At 70.6% G+C, this 14,170-nt stretch carries 12 protein-coding genes; 5 read left to right on the top strand and 7 right to left on the bottom strand.

What is annotated here, in order from left to right; genetic code table 11:
- Window positions 1-62 precede the first annotated feature (62 nt).
- The 5 genes from DA1_RS03345 to DA1_RS03325 are packed head-to-tail and all read left to right on the top strand — an operon-like array spanning window position 63 to window position 6,857.
- On the top strand, window positions 63-1,511 hold the full coding sequence (locus DA1_RS03345) for an MFS transporter (RefSeq protein WP_034390051.1): 1,449 nt from the start codon (window positions 63-65) through the stop codon (window positions 1,509-1,511).
- Between the two features lie 13 nt (window positions 1,512-1,524).
- Complete coding sequence (locus tag DA1_RS03340) at window positions 1,525-3,066, top strand: FGGY family carbohydrate kinase (protein ID WP_034390049.1); 1,542 nt, start codon at window positions 1,525-1,527, stop codon at window positions 3,064-3,066.
- The gene (locus DA1_RS03335) at window positions 3,063-4,745 is read left to right on the top strand and encodes a glycerol-3-phosphate dehydrogenase/oxidase (RefSeq protein ID WP_034390048.1); all 1,683 of its coding nucleotides are present in this window, start codon (window positions 3,063-3,065) and stop codon (window positions 4,743-4,745) included. The genes DA1_RS03340 and DA1_RS03335 overlap by 4 nt, the downstream gene beginning before the upstream one ends.
- Window positions 4,739-6,289, top strand: coding sequence for an FAD-binding oxidoreductase (locus DA1_RS03330; RefSeq protein ID WP_034390047.1), 1,551 nt, complete (start codon window positions 4,739-4,741; stop codon window positions 6,287-6,289). The genes DA1_RS03335 and DA1_RS03330 overlap by 7 nt, the downstream gene beginning before the upstream one ends.
- 1 nt (window position 6,290) lies before the next feature.
- Window positions 6,291-6,857, top strand: coding sequence for a glycerol-3-phosphate responsive antiterminator (locus DA1_RS03325; RefSeq protein WP_034390045.1), 567 nt, complete (start codon window positions 6,291-6,293; stop codon window positions 6,855-6,857).
- 8 nt (window positions 6,858-6,865) lie between these two features.
- Here DA1_RS03325 and DA1_RS03320 read toward each other — a convergent pair whose 3' ends face one another.
- From DA1_RS03320 to narJ, 7 genes are all read right to left on the bottom strand, one after another.
- On the bottom strand, window positions 6,866-7,960 hold the full coding sequence (locus tag DA1_RS03320) for an AbrB family transcriptional regulator (protein ID WP_034390043.1): 1,095 nt from the start codon (window positions 7,958-7,960) through the stop codon (window positions 6,866-6,868).
- A 72-nt stretch (window positions 7,961-8,032) separates the two neighbouring features.
- Window positions 8,033-8,611, bottom strand: coding sequence for a hemerythrin domain-containing protein (locus DA1_RS03315; protein ID WP_051940511.1), 579 nt, complete (start codon window positions 8,609-8,611; stop codon window positions 8,033-8,035).
- The gene (locus tag DA1_RS03310; protein WP_034390040.1) at window positions 8,608-11,052 is read right to left on the bottom strand and encodes an adenosylcobalamin-dependent ribonucleoside-diphosphate reductase; all 2,445 of its coding nucleotides are present in this window, start codon (window positions 11,050-11,052) and stop codon (window positions 8,608-8,610) included. Before DA1_RS03310 ends, DA1_RS03315 begins: the two co-directional genes overlap by 4 nt.
- Window positions 11,053-11,107: 55 nt before the next feature.
- Window positions 11,108-11,785: a carbonic anhydrase gene (locus tag DA1_RS03305; protein WP_034390039.1), complete on the bottom strand. Its 678-nt coding sequence runs from the start codon at window positions 11,783-11,785 to the stop codon at window positions 11,108-11,110.
- A gap of 14 nt (window positions 11,786-11,799) precedes the next feature.
- Window positions 11,800-12,621, bottom strand: coding sequence for a peptidylprolyl isomerase (locus tag DA1_RS03300; protein WP_017405246.1), 822 nt, complete (start codon window positions 12,619-12,621; stop codon window positions 11,800-11,802).
- 94 nt (window positions 12,622-12,715) lie between these two features.
- Window positions 12,716-13,453 carry a respiratory nitrate reductase subunit gamma gene (gene narI, locus DA1_RS03295; protein WP_034390038.1) on the bottom strand — a complete coding sequence of 246 codons (738 nt, stop codon included), beginning with the start codon at window positions 13,451-13,453 and terminating at the stop codon, window positions 12,716-12,718.
- The gene (gene narJ / locus DA1_RS03290) at window positions 13,450-14,163 is read right to left on the bottom strand and encodes a nitrate reductase molybdenum cofactor assembly chaperone (protein ID WP_034390036.1); all 714 of its coding nucleotides are present in this window, start codon (window positions 14,161-14,163) and stop codon (window positions 13,450-13,452) included. The genes narI and narJ overlap by 4 nt, the downstream gene beginning before the upstream one ends.
- Window positions 14,164-14,170: the final 7 nt, after the last annotated feature.

The raw sequence follows: 14,170 nt of genomic DNA, 5'->3' as shown, positions 1-14,170 counted from the left end.
AGATGGTCTTGTCACGCCTGTGTGGTGTGCGCCGGCCTCTTGCAGACAACCAGGAGGCAGCGATGCAAACCACAGGCCACAGCATTCGTGGCGTTCAGGATGTCATCTCGTACATCGACGCACGCCAGGGCATTTCAGGCCGCGCCGGCACCATCTGGTGGCTGGCACTCGGCGGCCTTTTCCTCGACGCCTTTTCCAACTCCGCGCTCAGCGTGGGCCTGGGGCCCATGACGCGCGACCAGCAGCTCACGCCGGCCGAGGTGGCCTGGATGACGTCGCTGGCCTCCTGGGTGTCCATCGCCTTCAACCCCATCGGCGGCTGGATGGCCGACCGCTGGGGCCGCATGCGCCCGCTGGTCATCGCCAAGGTGCTGGCCGTGGCCGGCGCGCTGCTGGTCAGCATGGCGCCCGACTACGCCACCATCCTCTTCGGCCGCTTCTTCGTGGGCGCGGCCTATGGCATCGACTTCGCCATCGCCATGGCGGTGCTGGCCGAATTCACGCCCGCCCGCCTCAAGAGCCGGCTCAATGTCTGGCAGGGCATGTGGTACATGGCCGTGTGCAGCAACCTCGTGCTGGCGCTGTGGTTCCACTCCTGGGACGTGGGCGATTCGCTGTGGCGCTACTCGGTCGCGGCCACCGCCGTGTTCGGCGTGTTCATCCTGGGCATGCAGGCCGCGCTGCTGGTGGAAAGCCCGACCTGGCTGGCACGCAAGGAGCGGCTTGATGACGCGGCCCGCGCCATGACGCGCATCTATGGCCAGACCTTCAGGGCAGCGCCCCTTGCCGAGCGCCTGCCCGTGCTCAACCCGGCCCGGCGCGGCCTGGCCAATGTGCTGCTGATCTTTCGCGGCATCTACCTGCCGCGCACGCTGCTGGCGGCCACGGTGCAGATAGGCCAGTCCATCCAGTACTTTGCCGTGGGCTGGTACCTGCCGCTGATCAGCGCCTCGCTGTTCGGCAAGGACTTCCGCGAGGCCACGCTGGGCGCGCTGGTGTTCAACGTGTTCGGCATCGTCGGCGGCTTCCTGTCGCCCGTCATCGGGCGCCGGCTGGGCCTGCGGCGGGCCTCGGCCTTCGGCTTTGCGCTGGTGTTCCTGATGCTGCTGGTGCTGGGCCTGTTCAACGGCCGCATGCCCATCTGGCTGGCCGTGGCCGTGCCCTCGCTGTTCATCCTCTTTCACTCGGGCGGACCCGGCGCCAACGGCAAGAGCCTGTCCACGCTGTCGTTCCGCAGCGAGCTGCGCGCGGGCGCCAACGGCGTGATCGGCGCGCTGGGCGCCATGGGCGCGGCGCTGGGGCTGCTGGTGTTCCCGCTGTTCCGCCAGCAGTACGGGCTGGAGAACACCTTCCTCATCCTGTCCGTGGTGCCGCTGCTGGCCAGCATCGTCTGCTTTTCCATCCGCTGGGACCCCACGCGCACCACCGTGAACCCCGACGACGAGCCCGGCGCGCCCCAGTTCGCGGACGACGCCGCCCCGCCCGCCAAGGTCGCTCAAACCACCGCCTGAAAGAGACCACCCCATGCACCATGAAGCCGTGATCCTTTGCATCGACGAAGGCACCTCGGGCACGCGCGCCGCCGTCGTGGGACGCGACGGGCAGGTGTCCGCCCAGGACTATCTGCCGCTGGAAATCCACTGCCCGCGCCCCGGCGTGGTCGAGCAGGACGCCGACCTGCTGCTGGAGCGCACGCTGGACGTGTGCCGCCGCGCCATCGCCCGCGCCCAGGGCTGCGGCCAGCAGATCGTGGCCCTGGCCATTGCCAACCAGCGCTGCTCGGCCGTGCTTTGGGACACGGCCACGGGCCGGTCGCTGGCGCCCATCATGGTCTGGCAGGACTCGCGCCACCGCGACGAACTGGCCCTGCTGGCCGGCGACTGGGATGCCCGGCTGATCCGCCACGCGGGCCGGCCCGTGGGCGTGCGTTCGCCCTACCTGTGGGCTGCGCGCAAGCTGCGTGAGGATGCGGCCGTGGCCCGTGCCTGGCAGCAGCGCCGCCTGGCCTTCGGCACCATCGACTCCTGGCTGCTGTGGCATCTGTCGGATGCGCGCGCCGTGGTCACCACGCCCACCAATGTGACCTCGGGCAATGCCTATGCGCTGGGCGATCACCGCTACCTGCAGGACTGGCTGGACGCGCTGGAGTTTCCCGCCGAGCTGCTGCCCCGCCTGTGCGAGGACGTGCAGGACTTTGGCCGCACGCGCACCGAGCTGCTGGGCCTGGCCGTGCCCATCCTGGCCTGCGCAGGCGACCAGCATGCGGCCGCCGTGGGCCTGGGCTGCCTGGAGCGGGGCCAGGCGCTGTGCGTGCATGGCACGGGCAGCTTTGTCGATGTGCTCACGGGAACAAAGCTGCCCGCGCATGACGCGGCCCATGAAAGCTCGCTGACCATGACGGCGCGGCGCATGGGCGGTGTCTCGCGCTATGCCATCGAGACCTATGTGCCCACCACTGGCTCGGCGCTCAACTGGATCTGCGAGAAGCTGCAGTGGTTCGACAACCCGCAGCAGATCAGCACCCTGGCCCGCGAGGCCGAGACGCCGGCCGACCTGGTCTTCATCCCCGCGCTCACCGGCCTGCGCCTGCCGGCCATGGAGCCGGGCGCGCGGGCCTCGATCTCGGGCGTGTCCATGGCCACCTCGCGGCCGCAGCTGGCGCGCTCCATCCTCGAAGGCATTGCGCATTCCGTGGCCTCCTGCGTGCAGGCGGACGAGGCGGCCTCGGGCACCGAGGTGGGCGAGCTGCTGGTGGGCGGAGGACTGTCGGGCAGCGATGCGCTGCTGCAGATCCAGGCCGACCTGGGCGGCCTGCCCGTGCGACGCCTGGCCGATACCGACAAGGCCAGCCTGCGCGGCATCGCCTTCATGGCCGGCAGCGCAGGCCTGCTGTGGGACGGGCTGGAACAGGCCTGCGCCACGCTGCGCACCGAAGCGGTCTTCACCCCGCGCATGGCCGCCGACGAGCGCGGCGAGCGCCGCCGCATCTGGCGCGCCCGCGTGGGCGACGAACTGGCCCGCGCCCGGGCCCCCGGCCGCAGCGCCGCCCTGGAGGGCTGCGCATGATGCAATGGCCCTTTGGCAAGGAGCGCAGGGACAGCGCCGCACTGACCCAGACCGCGCCGCTGCAGCTGCAGCACGCGGACCAGCTCGCGCGGCTGGGTGACGAGGCCTTCGACCTGCTGGTCATCGGCGGCGGCATCACCGGCGCCTATGCGGCGCTGGACGCCAGCCTGCGCGGCCTGCGCGTGGCGCTGGTGGAGAAGGACGACTTCGCCTCGGGCACCTCGTCCAAGTCCTCCAAGATGGTGCACGGCGGCCTGCGCTACATCGAGCAGGGCAACCTGGGACTGGTGCGGCACTCGCTGCTGGAGCGCCAGCGCCTGCGCCGCAATGCGCGGCACCTGGTGCAGCGCCTGCCCTTCCTGTTTCCCGTGATGGAGCGCGACGGCGTCTTCGACGCCCGCCTGGCCAAGGCCTTCGGCAGCCTGCTGTGGACCTACGACCTGGCCGGCGGCTGGCGCGAAGGCATCCTGCACCGCAAGCTCGGCAAGGCCGAGGTGCTGTCGCACTGCCCGAGCTTTCGCGAAGAGCAGCTCCTGGGCGGCTACATGTACTTCGACGCGCGCGTGGACGATGCGCGGCTCACGCTGGCCGTGGCGCGCACCGCGGCCTTCCATGGCGCGGCCGTGCTCAACCACTGCCAGGCCACCGCCGTCACGCGCAACGCCCACGGCCGCGTGGATGGCGCCATCGTCCAGGCCGATGGCCGCGAGATCACGGTGCGCGCGCGCAGCGTGGTCATGGCCACGGGCGTGTGGCTGCGCGACTGGGATGGCCGCAAGCCCGGCCAGGAGCCCCGGCTGCACGTGCGCCCCGCCAAGGGCGTGCACGTGGCCATTCCCTGGCTGCGCATACGCAACGACTGCACCGTCACCATTCCCGTGCCGGGCCGCAGCCGGCGCGCCACCATCACGCGCTGGGGCGATGTCTCCTACCTGGGCACCACCGACGAGGACTACGCAGGCGGCCTGGACGATGTGCACTGCACGCGCGCCGAGCTGGACTTTCTGTTGGAAGGCGCGCGCTCCGCACTCAGGGTGGACCTGTCGCCCGAGGACGTGGTCGGCTCCATCGCCGGCTGCCGCCCCCTGGTCGGCCCGCCCGGCGGCAAGACCGTGGAGATGAAGCGCAACCACGAAATCCATGTGGCGGCCGACGGCCTGGTCACCATCGTGGGCGGCAAGCTCACCACCTCGCGCCACATGGCCGAGCAGACCGTGGACGCCGTGGAAAAGCTGCTGGGCCGGCGCACGCGCTGCACCACCACCTCGGCCTTTGTGCTGGGCGCGGCCGGCTACGACGCCCAGGCCATCACGGCCACGGGCGGCCTCTCGGCCCACCTGGGCGAGCGCTACGGCACGGAGGCGCGCTTCGTCAGCGACCTGCTGGCCGTGCGGCCCGAACTGGCCCGGCCCATCGTGCAGGGCCTGCCCCATACCGAGGCCGAAGTCCTCTACGCCGTGCGCCACGAAATGGCGGCCAGCGTGGACGACGTGCTCTCGCGCCGCCTGCGCGCCCGCCTCATGGCGCGCGATGCCTCGGCCCACGCCGCGCAGCGCGTGGGCGACATCCTGGCCGATGAACTGGGACTGACACCCGCGCAGGTCGCGCAACAGGTCCACGACTACCGCCGCGCCGTGGAGCGCGAAAAACAGATTTTGATGGGAGACATCCAATGCTGAGCAAAGACGCAATCGCCCGCGGCTACAACCGCCGCAACTACGTGGTGGGCGCCCCCACGACACCGGGCTGGGCAGCGCAGGCCGCACCTGCAGCCGACCGCACTGCCTCCGAAGGTCCTGCCTGCGGCCTGCAGCACGAACCCGTGGCCGTGCCCGAGGCCGCGCTCGCCGCGCTGCGCGCCGCCTGCGACCGCGTGCAGACCGAGCGCGCCGACATCGTCGCCGGCACGCGCGACTGGTGGGCGCGCACCATGGTGGCCGAGACCTCGGGCCACCCGGCCACGCCGCAGGCCGTCATCGCCCATGCATCCACCGTGGAGCAGGTGCAGGCCGTGATGCGCATTGCCGACGCGCACGCCATTCCCGTCACCGTCTCGGCCGGGCGCAGCAACGTCACGGGCGCGGCCCTGCCCCTGCGCGGCGGCATCGTGCTGGACCTGTGCGAACTCAACCGCTTCATCGCCATGGACGAGCAAAGCCAGATCGTCGAGGTCGAGGCCGGCATGTTCGGCGACGTGTTCGAGGAAACCATCCAGCGCCGCCACGGCATGACCATGGGCCACTGGCCCTCGTCCTTCGGCATCAGCACCGTGGGCGGCTGGGTGGCCTGCCGGGGCGCGGGCCAGCTGTCCACGCGCTACGGAAAGATCGAGGACATGGTCCACGGCATGGACGTGGTGCTGGCCGATGGCCGCCTCGTCACCGTAGGCGGCTATGCGCGCGCGGCCATCGGGCCGGACCTGCAGCAGCTGTTCATCGGCTCGGAAGGCACGCTGGGCGTGATCGTGCGCATCCGCTTCAAGCTGCACCGCCTGCCCGACCACGGCCGCGCCATCGCCTATGGCTTTGCCAGCTTTGCCCAGGGCCTGGAGGCCTGCCGCCAGATCCTGCAGCAAGGCGCCAACCCCGCCGCACTGCGGCTGTACGACGCGCTGGAAAGCGGCGTGCAATTCGGCCGCAGCGACCTCAACGTGCTGCTGATCGCCGACGAAGGCGCGCCCGAGATCGTCGATGCCGTCATGGCCATCTGCGAACGTGTGTGTGCACCCTTGGGTGAACGGCTGGACGGCGCCGCCACCCTGGAGCGCTGGCTGGACACGCGCTACCTGACCGGCAAGAGCGCCGAGGGCTTCAAGAAAGGCCCGGGCTTCGTCGCCGACACGCTGGAGATGTGCGGCCCCTGGAAAGACCTGCCGGCCATCTACGAGGAAGTGGTCGCCGCCCTGCAGGCCATCCCCGGCACCCTGGCCGGCTCGGCCCACCAGTCGCATGCCTATGTGGATGGCGCCTGCCTGTACTTTTCGCTGCGCGGCGAGGTGGCCGTGGACCAGCGCGCCCAGTGGTACCGCGCGGCCTGGGACGCGGCCAACGCCGTGCTGCTGCGCCACAGCGCCACGCTCAGCCACCACCACGGCGTGGGCCTGCTGCGCGCGCCCTACATGCGGCAATCGCTGGGCCCGGCCTTTGCCCTGCTGGAGGCCACCAAGCGCATGCTGGACCCCAAGAACCTGCTCAACCCCGGCAAGCTGGGGCTGGACCTCTGACATGGGCCGCCCGGACAACTCCCTGGGCGCGCGGCTGGCGCGCCGCCCCGTCATCGCAACCCTGTACGGAGCCGAGCAGATGGACGCGCTGCTGGCCAGCCAGGCCGAAGTCGCCATCGTCGCCAACATCGAACTGCGCCGGCTGCGCTCGGTGATCTCCACCATCACCGGGGCGGGCAAGATCGCCATCGTCAACATCGACAGCTGCGACGGCATCTCGCCCGACAAGGGCGGCGTGGACTACCTTGTGGACCTGGGCGCCAGCAGCCTGCTGTCCACGCGCGTGGCCACCATCCAGCGCGCCAACAAGGCCGGGCTGCTGACCATGCAAAAGGTCTTCGTCACCGACCGCTCCACCTGGCCGCGCAGCATCAAGGCCGTGGAGCAGAGCGACCCCAACCTCGTGCAGATCATGCCCGCCCCCATGCTGGCCCACATCACCGAGGCCGAGCGCCGCATCCTGCCGCCCCTGGTGGCCTCGGGCTTCGTCTGCAGCCAGGACCAGGTCCAGCAGGCGCTGGCCGGTGGTGCGATTGCGGTGTCTACCAGCGACAGTGGGCTGTGGTGAGGTGGGCCCTAGGCCGTGCGCGACGCGGCCGGCCCGCGCGCCTCCACCCAGCGGAACAGCGGCGCCACCAGCAGCAGCACGGCGATCAACCGGCAGACCTGGAAGGCCGTGACCACGGGCACGCCCAGTTGCAGCACCTTGGCGGTGATGGCCATCTCGGTGATGCCGCCCGGCGAGGTGCCCAGCAGCAGCGTGACCCAGGGCAGGTCCACGGCCAGGTGCAGCAGCCAGGCAAAGCCCGCGCAGATCGCCATGAGCCCCACGGTGCCCACGGCCACGGAGCCCAGCCAGCGCGGCGCGGTGTGCAGGAATTCGCGCTTGAAGCGCACGCCCAGGCTGATGCCGATCACCAGCTGCGCCGCATTGACCAGGGCCTGGGGCACGGCCGACAGTTCCTGGCCGCACATGGTCAGCAGCATGGACACCAGCAGCGCGCCCAGGAACCAGGGGTTGGCACGCTTGAGCCGGTCCATGGCCCAGGCGCCCAGGCCCGTGAGCACGGCCAGCAGCGCCAGCCCCGGCCATTCGACGATGCGGATGCTGGGCGGCGTCAGCCCCTCCAGCCCGTGCAGGCCGCTCCACTGCAGCGCAAACGGAATGCTCACGGTGACGATGACCAGGCGCAGGCTGTGGCTGGCCGCCACCAGATCGGTGCGCGCGTTCTCGCGCTCGGCCAGCAGCGTCATCTCCGACGCCGCGCCAATGGCGCCCGCGAAGTAGGTGGTGGCGCGCATCTCGCCAGCCGGTATCTGCGGCATGCGCGGCGCATGCACGCGGTACAGCCAGGCGCCGAAGCCCCAGCCCAGCAGCAGCGCCCAGACGATGGCCACGGCGATCGCCCACCACAGCCCCGCGATCAACTGCACCACGGCCGGCGTGAAATACAGGCCCAGCGAGGCGCCGATGATCCACTGCCCGCCGTTGCGCAGCCGGCCCGCGCTGGCCGTGGGCGCGCCCAGGATGGAGGCCAGCGAGGTAGCGATCAGCGGCCCCAGCATCCAGGGCAGCGGCGTGCGCAGCCACAGGCACAGCTGGGCGGCGGCAAAGGCGCCCAGCAGGGTCAGTGCGATGCGAAGCAGGAAAATGTGGCGGCGCTCGGGCATGGCAGGCGAGGCAGGGGCAGGTCCAAAGCCTGCGAGTATCGCCGCGCCGGCTCCCGCGCGCTGCCGGCGGCGCTATCTCCGTGACAGGTCCGCGCCCCGGCGCACGGCCATCTCACGGCCCATGGCCGCCTGCGTTGCCTCTGGCAGCAGGCCGCGCGCCTGCGGGTAGGCCAGCCGCTCTTCATTCTCGACATGGCTGGCATAGCAGGCCGCGAAGCGTTCGAACACCGCCTCGTCAGCCGCGCCAAAGCCCTGGGACTGCCCCTCAGCCATGTCCAGCAGCGGCTGGCGCGCCAGCGCCCAGTCGGCGCTCATCAGGCCGTGCTCGCGCTGCAGGCGCTGCACCAGGGCCACGGTCTGCGCATCGCCCTGCTCCAGCAGCGGCGGGAAGACATGCAGCTCCTCATCCTCATGGTGCAGCGGCGCCGCCTGGTCGAAGTAGCGCAGGATGTCGCGCGCCGCCTGGCGTGCGCTGTCGTCGCAGCCCTTGGTCTGGAGATGCACGCGCAGCCGGTCCAGCAGCGCCAGCATGCGCAGCACGCGCTCGTGGCAGGCTTCGAGCATCTCGAAGGGCTGGTCGAAGCCCGTGCCGGGCGCGCGCCAGCCGGGCACGGCATCGCCCTGCGGGCGCGGGGCCACGGTAACTTTCACCCGCAACTCCCCAGATGGCCGCAGGCCGTGCAGTACTCGCAGCCGTCCTTGCGGATCACGGCATGGGCGCCGCATTCCTCGCATTTGCGGCCGGCCATGACCATGGGGTCGGTGGCCAGAGCCTCGGGCTCGGGCAGCGGCGATGGGGCGGGCGGTGCGCCGCTGCCGCGCCGGGCCAGGATGTTCTGCACCGCATAGGCGATGGCGGCCACCTCGGAGTCGTGCCACATGGGCACGCGCGTGCCGTCGTCGCGCTGGTGGGTGCCCAGGCGCACGGGACCCCGGTCCCAGGCCACCTTGCGCATGTCGCTGAGGGCGCGCTCCAGGAAGCCGCCGCGCGCGGCCAGTGACAGCAGGCGCATGCTGGAGGTCACCCATTGTTGGGATTCGCCGCTCTGGCCCACGGGCATGAAGAATTCGATGGCGCGGTCCACCGTGCGGCCATCGGGCAGGACCACGGGCAGGAAGGAGACGACCAGGTACAGGCGCTTGGGGCCTTGCTGGGTCCAGTACTCGATCTTCTCGGCCACGGCGTCCAGCGCGCCCTGCGGGCGGCTTTCTATCACGGTGCGCAGCGGGTCGGGTGCGGAAGCCGCCGCTCCCGCCGGCGCGGGGGAGGCCGGCTTTTCAGCAGATTCAGGCGCATGGGTTTCGAGCACAGCGCCCAGGATGGTGTTGGGCCGGTAGGTGGCCAGGCCCTTGAGGCCGGCCTTCCAGGCCTGGCGGTACAGGTCCTTGAAGTCCTCGTAGGGATAGTCGGCGGCCACGTTGACGGTCTTGGAGATCGCCGTGTCCACGAAGGGCTGCACGGCCTGCATCATGGCGATGTGGCCGGCCGCAGGCATCTGCAGCGCGCTGACGAAGTACTCGGGCAGCTGCTGCACGTCGCCGCCCAGCGAGCGGTACAGGCGCCAGGCATGGTCCTCGACCGCGTACTCGGCGCTGCCACCATCGGCCGTGCGTTTCTTGCGCTTGTAGGTCCAGGAGAACGGCGGCTCTATGCCGTTGGAGGCGTTGTCGGCAAAGGCCAGGCTGACCGTGCCCGTGGGCGCGATGGACAGCAGGTGGCTGTTGCGTATGCCGTGCGTGCGTATGCGCTGGCGCAGCGCCTCGGGCAGGCGGCTGGCGAAGGTGCCTTCGGCCAGGTAGCCATCGGCGTCGAACTTGGGGAAGGCCCCCTTCTCGCGCGCCAGCTCCACCGAGGCGCCATAGGCCGCATCGCGCATGCGCTCGGCAATGCGCGCGGCCATGGCCCGGCCCTCGGGCGCGTCGTAGCGCAGGCGCAGCATGGCCAGCGCATTGCCCATGCCCGTGAAGCCCACGCCGATGCGCCGCTTGGCCTCGCTTTCCTCGCGCTGCTGCGGCAGCGGCCACCAGGTCAGCTCCAGCACGTTGTCCAGCGCACGCACCTGCACGGCCACGGCGTGCTCGAAGGCCTCGAAGTCGAACACAGGCTCGCCCGCGAAGCCGAACGGATGGCGCACGAAGCGCGTGAGGATGACGGGGCCGAGGTCGCAGCAGCCGTAGGGCGGCAAGGGTTCTTCACCGCAAGGATTCGTCGCCGCGATCTCCTCGCAGTAGCGCAGGTTGTTGTCGTCGTTGATGTGGTCCAGAAAGAGGATGCCGGGCTCGGCGAAGTCGTAGGCCGAGCGCATGATGGTGTCCCACAGCGTGCGGGCGGGCAGGGTCTGGTAGACCCACTGGCCGTCGGCGCGCTGGTGGGCACCCTGCTCCAGCAGGGCGGTGCCGGGGCGGGCGCGGTGCACCAGGTGCCAGGGCTGGTCTTCGGCCACGGCCTGCATGAAGGCGTCGCTGACGCCGACCGAGACGTTGAAGTTGTTCCAGCGGCCCGGCGTGCGCTTGGCGGTGATGAATTCGAGCACGTCGGGGTGGTCGATGCGCAGCACGCCCATCTGGGCACCGCGCCGCGCGCCCGCGCTTTCCACGGTGGCGCAGGACTGGTCGAAGACGTTGATGTAGCTGCACGGGCCCGAGGCCAGCGAGGCGGTGGCGCGCACCTCGGCGCCACGGGGGCGGATGCGCGAGAAGTCGTAGCCCACGCCGCCGCCACGGCGCATGGTTTCGGCGGCTTCGCGCAGGGCTTCATAGATGCCGGGGTAGCCGCCGTCGTCCACGCCCTGGATGCAGTCGCCCACGGGCTGTACGAAGCAGTTGATCAGCGTGGCCTGCAGGTCGGTGCCGGCCGCGCTCATGATGCGCCCCGCGCCTATGGCGCCGGCCTGCAGGTTGGCCAGGAACAGGGCCTCGCATTCGGCGCGGCGCGCCTCGGGCTCGACCGAGGCCAGGGCGCGGGCCACGCGGGCGTAGAGCTCGCCCACGCCGGTCTCGCCGTTCTTGAGGTATTTCTCGCGCAGCACATCGAGGCTGATGGGCTGCAGATCCGCCGCGTCCTGCGCGCGGCCCAGGTTTTCGCGATGCATTGGCATGGCTCCCGTGTTGACTTGCCTGCCGCCGTCCCTGGCACTTGCTCGGGCCTCAGTCGACAAGCACTTGTCCATCATGCTCCACGTAGGGCGGGTACGGCCCGGTGCCGCTGTGCGGAGCTTGAGATGCCGCAACAAAGCGGCCGGTCTGGACATCGAAGACATGGACTTCGCCGTCTTCGATGACATAGTGCCATCCGTGCAGGCTGAGCTGCCCGGCCTCTACCCGCGATCGCACCATGGGATAGTCCATCAGCCGTTCGAGCTGCAGCACGACGGCGCGCTGCTCGGTGCGGCGCAGCGCCTCGGGGCCGGCCTGCACGGGCAGCACGGCCTCGCGGCCCAGGTCCAGCCAGCGCTGCAGGTTGCGCGCCTCGGGCGAGACTTCTCCATACAGGGCCTTGATGGCCCCGCAGTGGCTGTGGCCGCAGACCACGATGCGGCTGACCTGCAGGTTGAGCACGGCGAATTCGATGGCCGCCGCCGTGCCGTGGTGGCCGTGCGATCCGTCGTACGGCGGCACGAAGGCGCCCACGTTGCGCACCAGGAACAGCTCGCCCGGCGGTGCCCCCGTGAGCAGGTAGGGCACGAGGCGCGAGTCCGAGCAGCCGATGAACAGCGTGGTCGGGTGCTGGCCCTCTTCGACCAGGGTGCGGAACTGCGCGCGGTACTGCGGGAAGGCGTGCTCGTGGAAGCGCCGCAGGCGCAGCAGCAGTTCGTCGTCGGGCATGGGCACTTCCCCCGTTATTGCACCAGCGGCGAGTCGGCCGCAGCGATGCGCACGCCCACCACTTCGGACTGGCCGGCCAGCAGTTGCAGGTACTGGTGGAGCGCGCTCACCCAGGTCTGCTGGTGCAGGGCCTGGGCGACGGCCGGGCGCGCCTGCTGCCAGTCGGGCAGAACGCCCGCCTCGCGCGCGCAGACCTCAACCACATGCAGGCCGAAGCGGCTGTGCACCAGGCGCGGCAGCACGCCGATTTCCTGGGAGGCAAAGACATCGCGCGCGAATTCGGGTGCGCAGTCGCTGCGGCCCAGCCAGCCCAGTTCGCCGCCGTGCTGGCCGCTGGGGCAGTTGGACCATTGGCGCGCGGCCTCGGCAAAGCGCAGGCCGCCGTCGTCGGCGCAGCGCAGCTCGATCAGCAGAGCCTCGGCCCGCTGGGTGAGGGCGCGCACGTCCACGCCGGGCGTGACGGCAAACAGCACGTGGCGCAGGCGCACGCGCTCGCCCTGGGCGAAGCGCGCGGGGTTGGCATCGAAGTGGCGGCGGCAGGCGTCCTCGCCGGGCTCGGGCAGGTGCAGCGATTGCTCCAGCAGCTGTTCTATGGCCTGGGAGGCGCGCTCGCTGATGACGCCGTCGTCGCCGGCCGCATCATCGGCGCCCAGCAGGCCTTCGCGCTGGGCCGCCTGGCGCAGCAGCTCGGTGCAGGCGCGCTGGCGCAGTTCGCGCTCGGGCGGGCGCTGTCCGGGTGCGTGCAGCGGCGTGTTGTTGATGCGGGCCACCTCGGCCCCGGCCTCGCCCACGGGCTGGAAGGCGGGCACTTCGGGAATCGCCGGGAGATCCCCCATCGGGGCAGAAGAAGTAGCAGAAGAAGGGGTTGAAGACGCGCAGCCGCAGTGGCCGCCGCCCGATCCGTTGCATCCATGTTCCATGTCGATCTCCTCAATGGCCGGGCTTGGCGTCACGGCGTGCCGACGATGCGGGCAGGCCCAGGCGGCGCGAGCGCACCAGCTGGTAGGGGCGCAGCAGGTAGACCAGGGTGCCGAAGCCGCTCCAGACATGGACCAGGCGCGTGAAGGGGAAGACCAGGAAGATGCTCATGCCCAGGAACATGTGGGCCTTGAACACCCAGCCGGCCTCGGCCAGCAGTTCGGCCGCGCCGCCACGGAAGGTGACGATGCGCTGCGCCCATTCGGCCAGGGCCATCATCATGGAGCCGTCCATGTGCTTTGCAGACAGCGGGATGGTGGCCAGACCCAGCAGCAGCTGCAGCCACAGCAGCCAGAGGATGGCGATGTCGCTGAACCTGGAGTTGACGCGGATGCGCACGTCCGACAGCCGGCGGTGCAGCAAGATGGTGAGGCCGATGAAGCCCAGCGTGCCCGCGATGCCGCCGCTGACCATGGCCAGCAGCTGCTTGGCGCCTGCGGCCATGAAGGGCTCGTAGACGAAGTGCGGCGTGAGCATGCCCACGGTGTGGCCGAAGAACAGGAACAGCACGCCGATGTGGAACAGGTTGCTGCCCCAGCGCAGGCTGCCGCTGCGCAGCAGCTGCGATGAATCGCTCTTCCAGGTGTACTGGTCGCGGTCGAAGCGCAGCCAGCTGCCGATGAAGAACACGGCCAGGCAGATGTAGGGGTAGAGGCCGAAGAGCAGGTGGTCTATCCAGGAGGGGGTCATGTCAGGCTCCTTTGGCGGGGTCCTTGGGCTTGGGGCGCCGCCGTGCGGCGCACGAAATGCACAGGCTGCTCGGCGCCGGGGCGGGATTTGCCCTGGCTGCTGCAGCCGTCGAAGGCGGCGGGTTCGGCCCAGGCCTCGTCCATCGCGGGCTCGGGGCGGATTTCCACGCGCTCGGCCCTGTGGCCGGTGATCTCCAGCACGGCCGCGATCACGCTGGCGTAGGGGCTGTCGCGCCGCACCAGCGCCGTGAACAGGGCGTTGAGGATGTGGGCCATCTCGCCCAGGAATTCACGGGCGATGGCCGGCGGCTGGGTGGAGGCGAACTCCAGCACCACGGCCAGGTGGTCGGGCAGTTCGTCGGCCTCGAAGGCCAGGCCCGCGCGCTCGTAGGTCTGCTGCAGGTCGATCAGCGCCGGGCCCCGGTCGGCCGAGTCGCCGTGCACATGCTCGAACAGGTGCAGCGAGGTCTGGTGGCCCCGGTCGAAGGTGTCCACGTAGCGGGCCTCGGCCTCGAAGGGGTCCATGGACTGCAGCTGCTCGGCCAGCTGCTGCAACTCGCGCAGCCGCGCGGGCGCCACGGATTGCTCCAGGCGCAGGGCGTCGATCAGGCCCGGCAGCAGGGCGCGCAGCTCGGCGCCCGGGTAGCCGATGAGGCAGGCCAGCGCGCGCAGCGTCAGGCGCACGGGGGTGGAGGTGTTGTGATTGAACATGGCGGCA

Source organism: Delftia acidovorans NBRC 14950 (assembly GCF_001598795.1).
Taxonomy (GTDB): domain Bacteria; phylum Pseudomonadota; class Gammaproteobacteria; order Burkholderiales; family Burkholderiaceae_C; genus Comamonas; species Comamonas acidovorans.
Note: the sequence above shows the minus strand (reverse complement) of the source record. Positions and strands in the feature narration are given on the sequence as shown.

Coding starts and splice junctions, on each gene's coding strand:
- DA1_RS03345 (WP_034390051.1), top strand. CDS start 63: ATGCAAACCACAGGCCACAGCATTCGTGGCGTTCAGGATGTCATCTCG.
- DA1_RS03340 (WP_034390049.1), top strand. CDS start 1,525: ATGCACCATGAAGCCGTGATCCTTTGCATCGACGAAGGCACCTCGGGC.
- DA1_RS03335 (WP_034390048.1), top strand. CDS start 3,063: ATGATGCAATGGCCCTTTGGCAAGGAGCGCAGGGACAGCGCCGCACTG.
- DA1_RS03330 (WP_034390047.1), top strand. CDS start 4,739: ATGCTGAGCAAAGACGCAATCGCCCGCGGCTACAACCGCCGCAACTAC.
- DA1_RS03325 (WP_034390045.1), top strand. CDS start 6,291: ATGGGCCGCCCGGACAACTCCCTGGGCGCGCGGCTGGCGCGCCGCCCC.
- DA1_RS03320 (WP_034390043.1), bottom strand. CDS start 7,960: ATGCCCGAGCGCCGCCACATTTTCCTGCTTCGCATCGCACTGACCCTG.
- DA1_RS03310 (WP_034390040.1), bottom strand. CDS start 11,052: ATGCATCGCGAAAACCTGGGCCGCGCGCAGGACGCGGCGGATCTGCAG.
- DA1_RS03305 (WP_034390039.1), bottom strand. CDS start 11,785: ATGCCCGACGACGAACTGCTGCTGCGCCTGCGGCGCTTCCACGAGCAC.
- DA1_RS03300 (WP_017405246.1), bottom strand. CDS start 12,621: ATGGGGGATCTCCCGGCGATTCCCGAAGTGCCCGCCTTCCAGCCCGTG.
- narI (WP_034390038.1), bottom strand. CDS start 13,453: ATGACCCCCTCCTGGATAGACCACCTGCTCTTCGGCCTCTACCCCTAC.
- narJ (WP_034390036.1), bottom strand. CDS start 14,163: ATGTTCAATCACAACACCTCCACCCCCGTGCGCCTGACGCTGCGCGCG.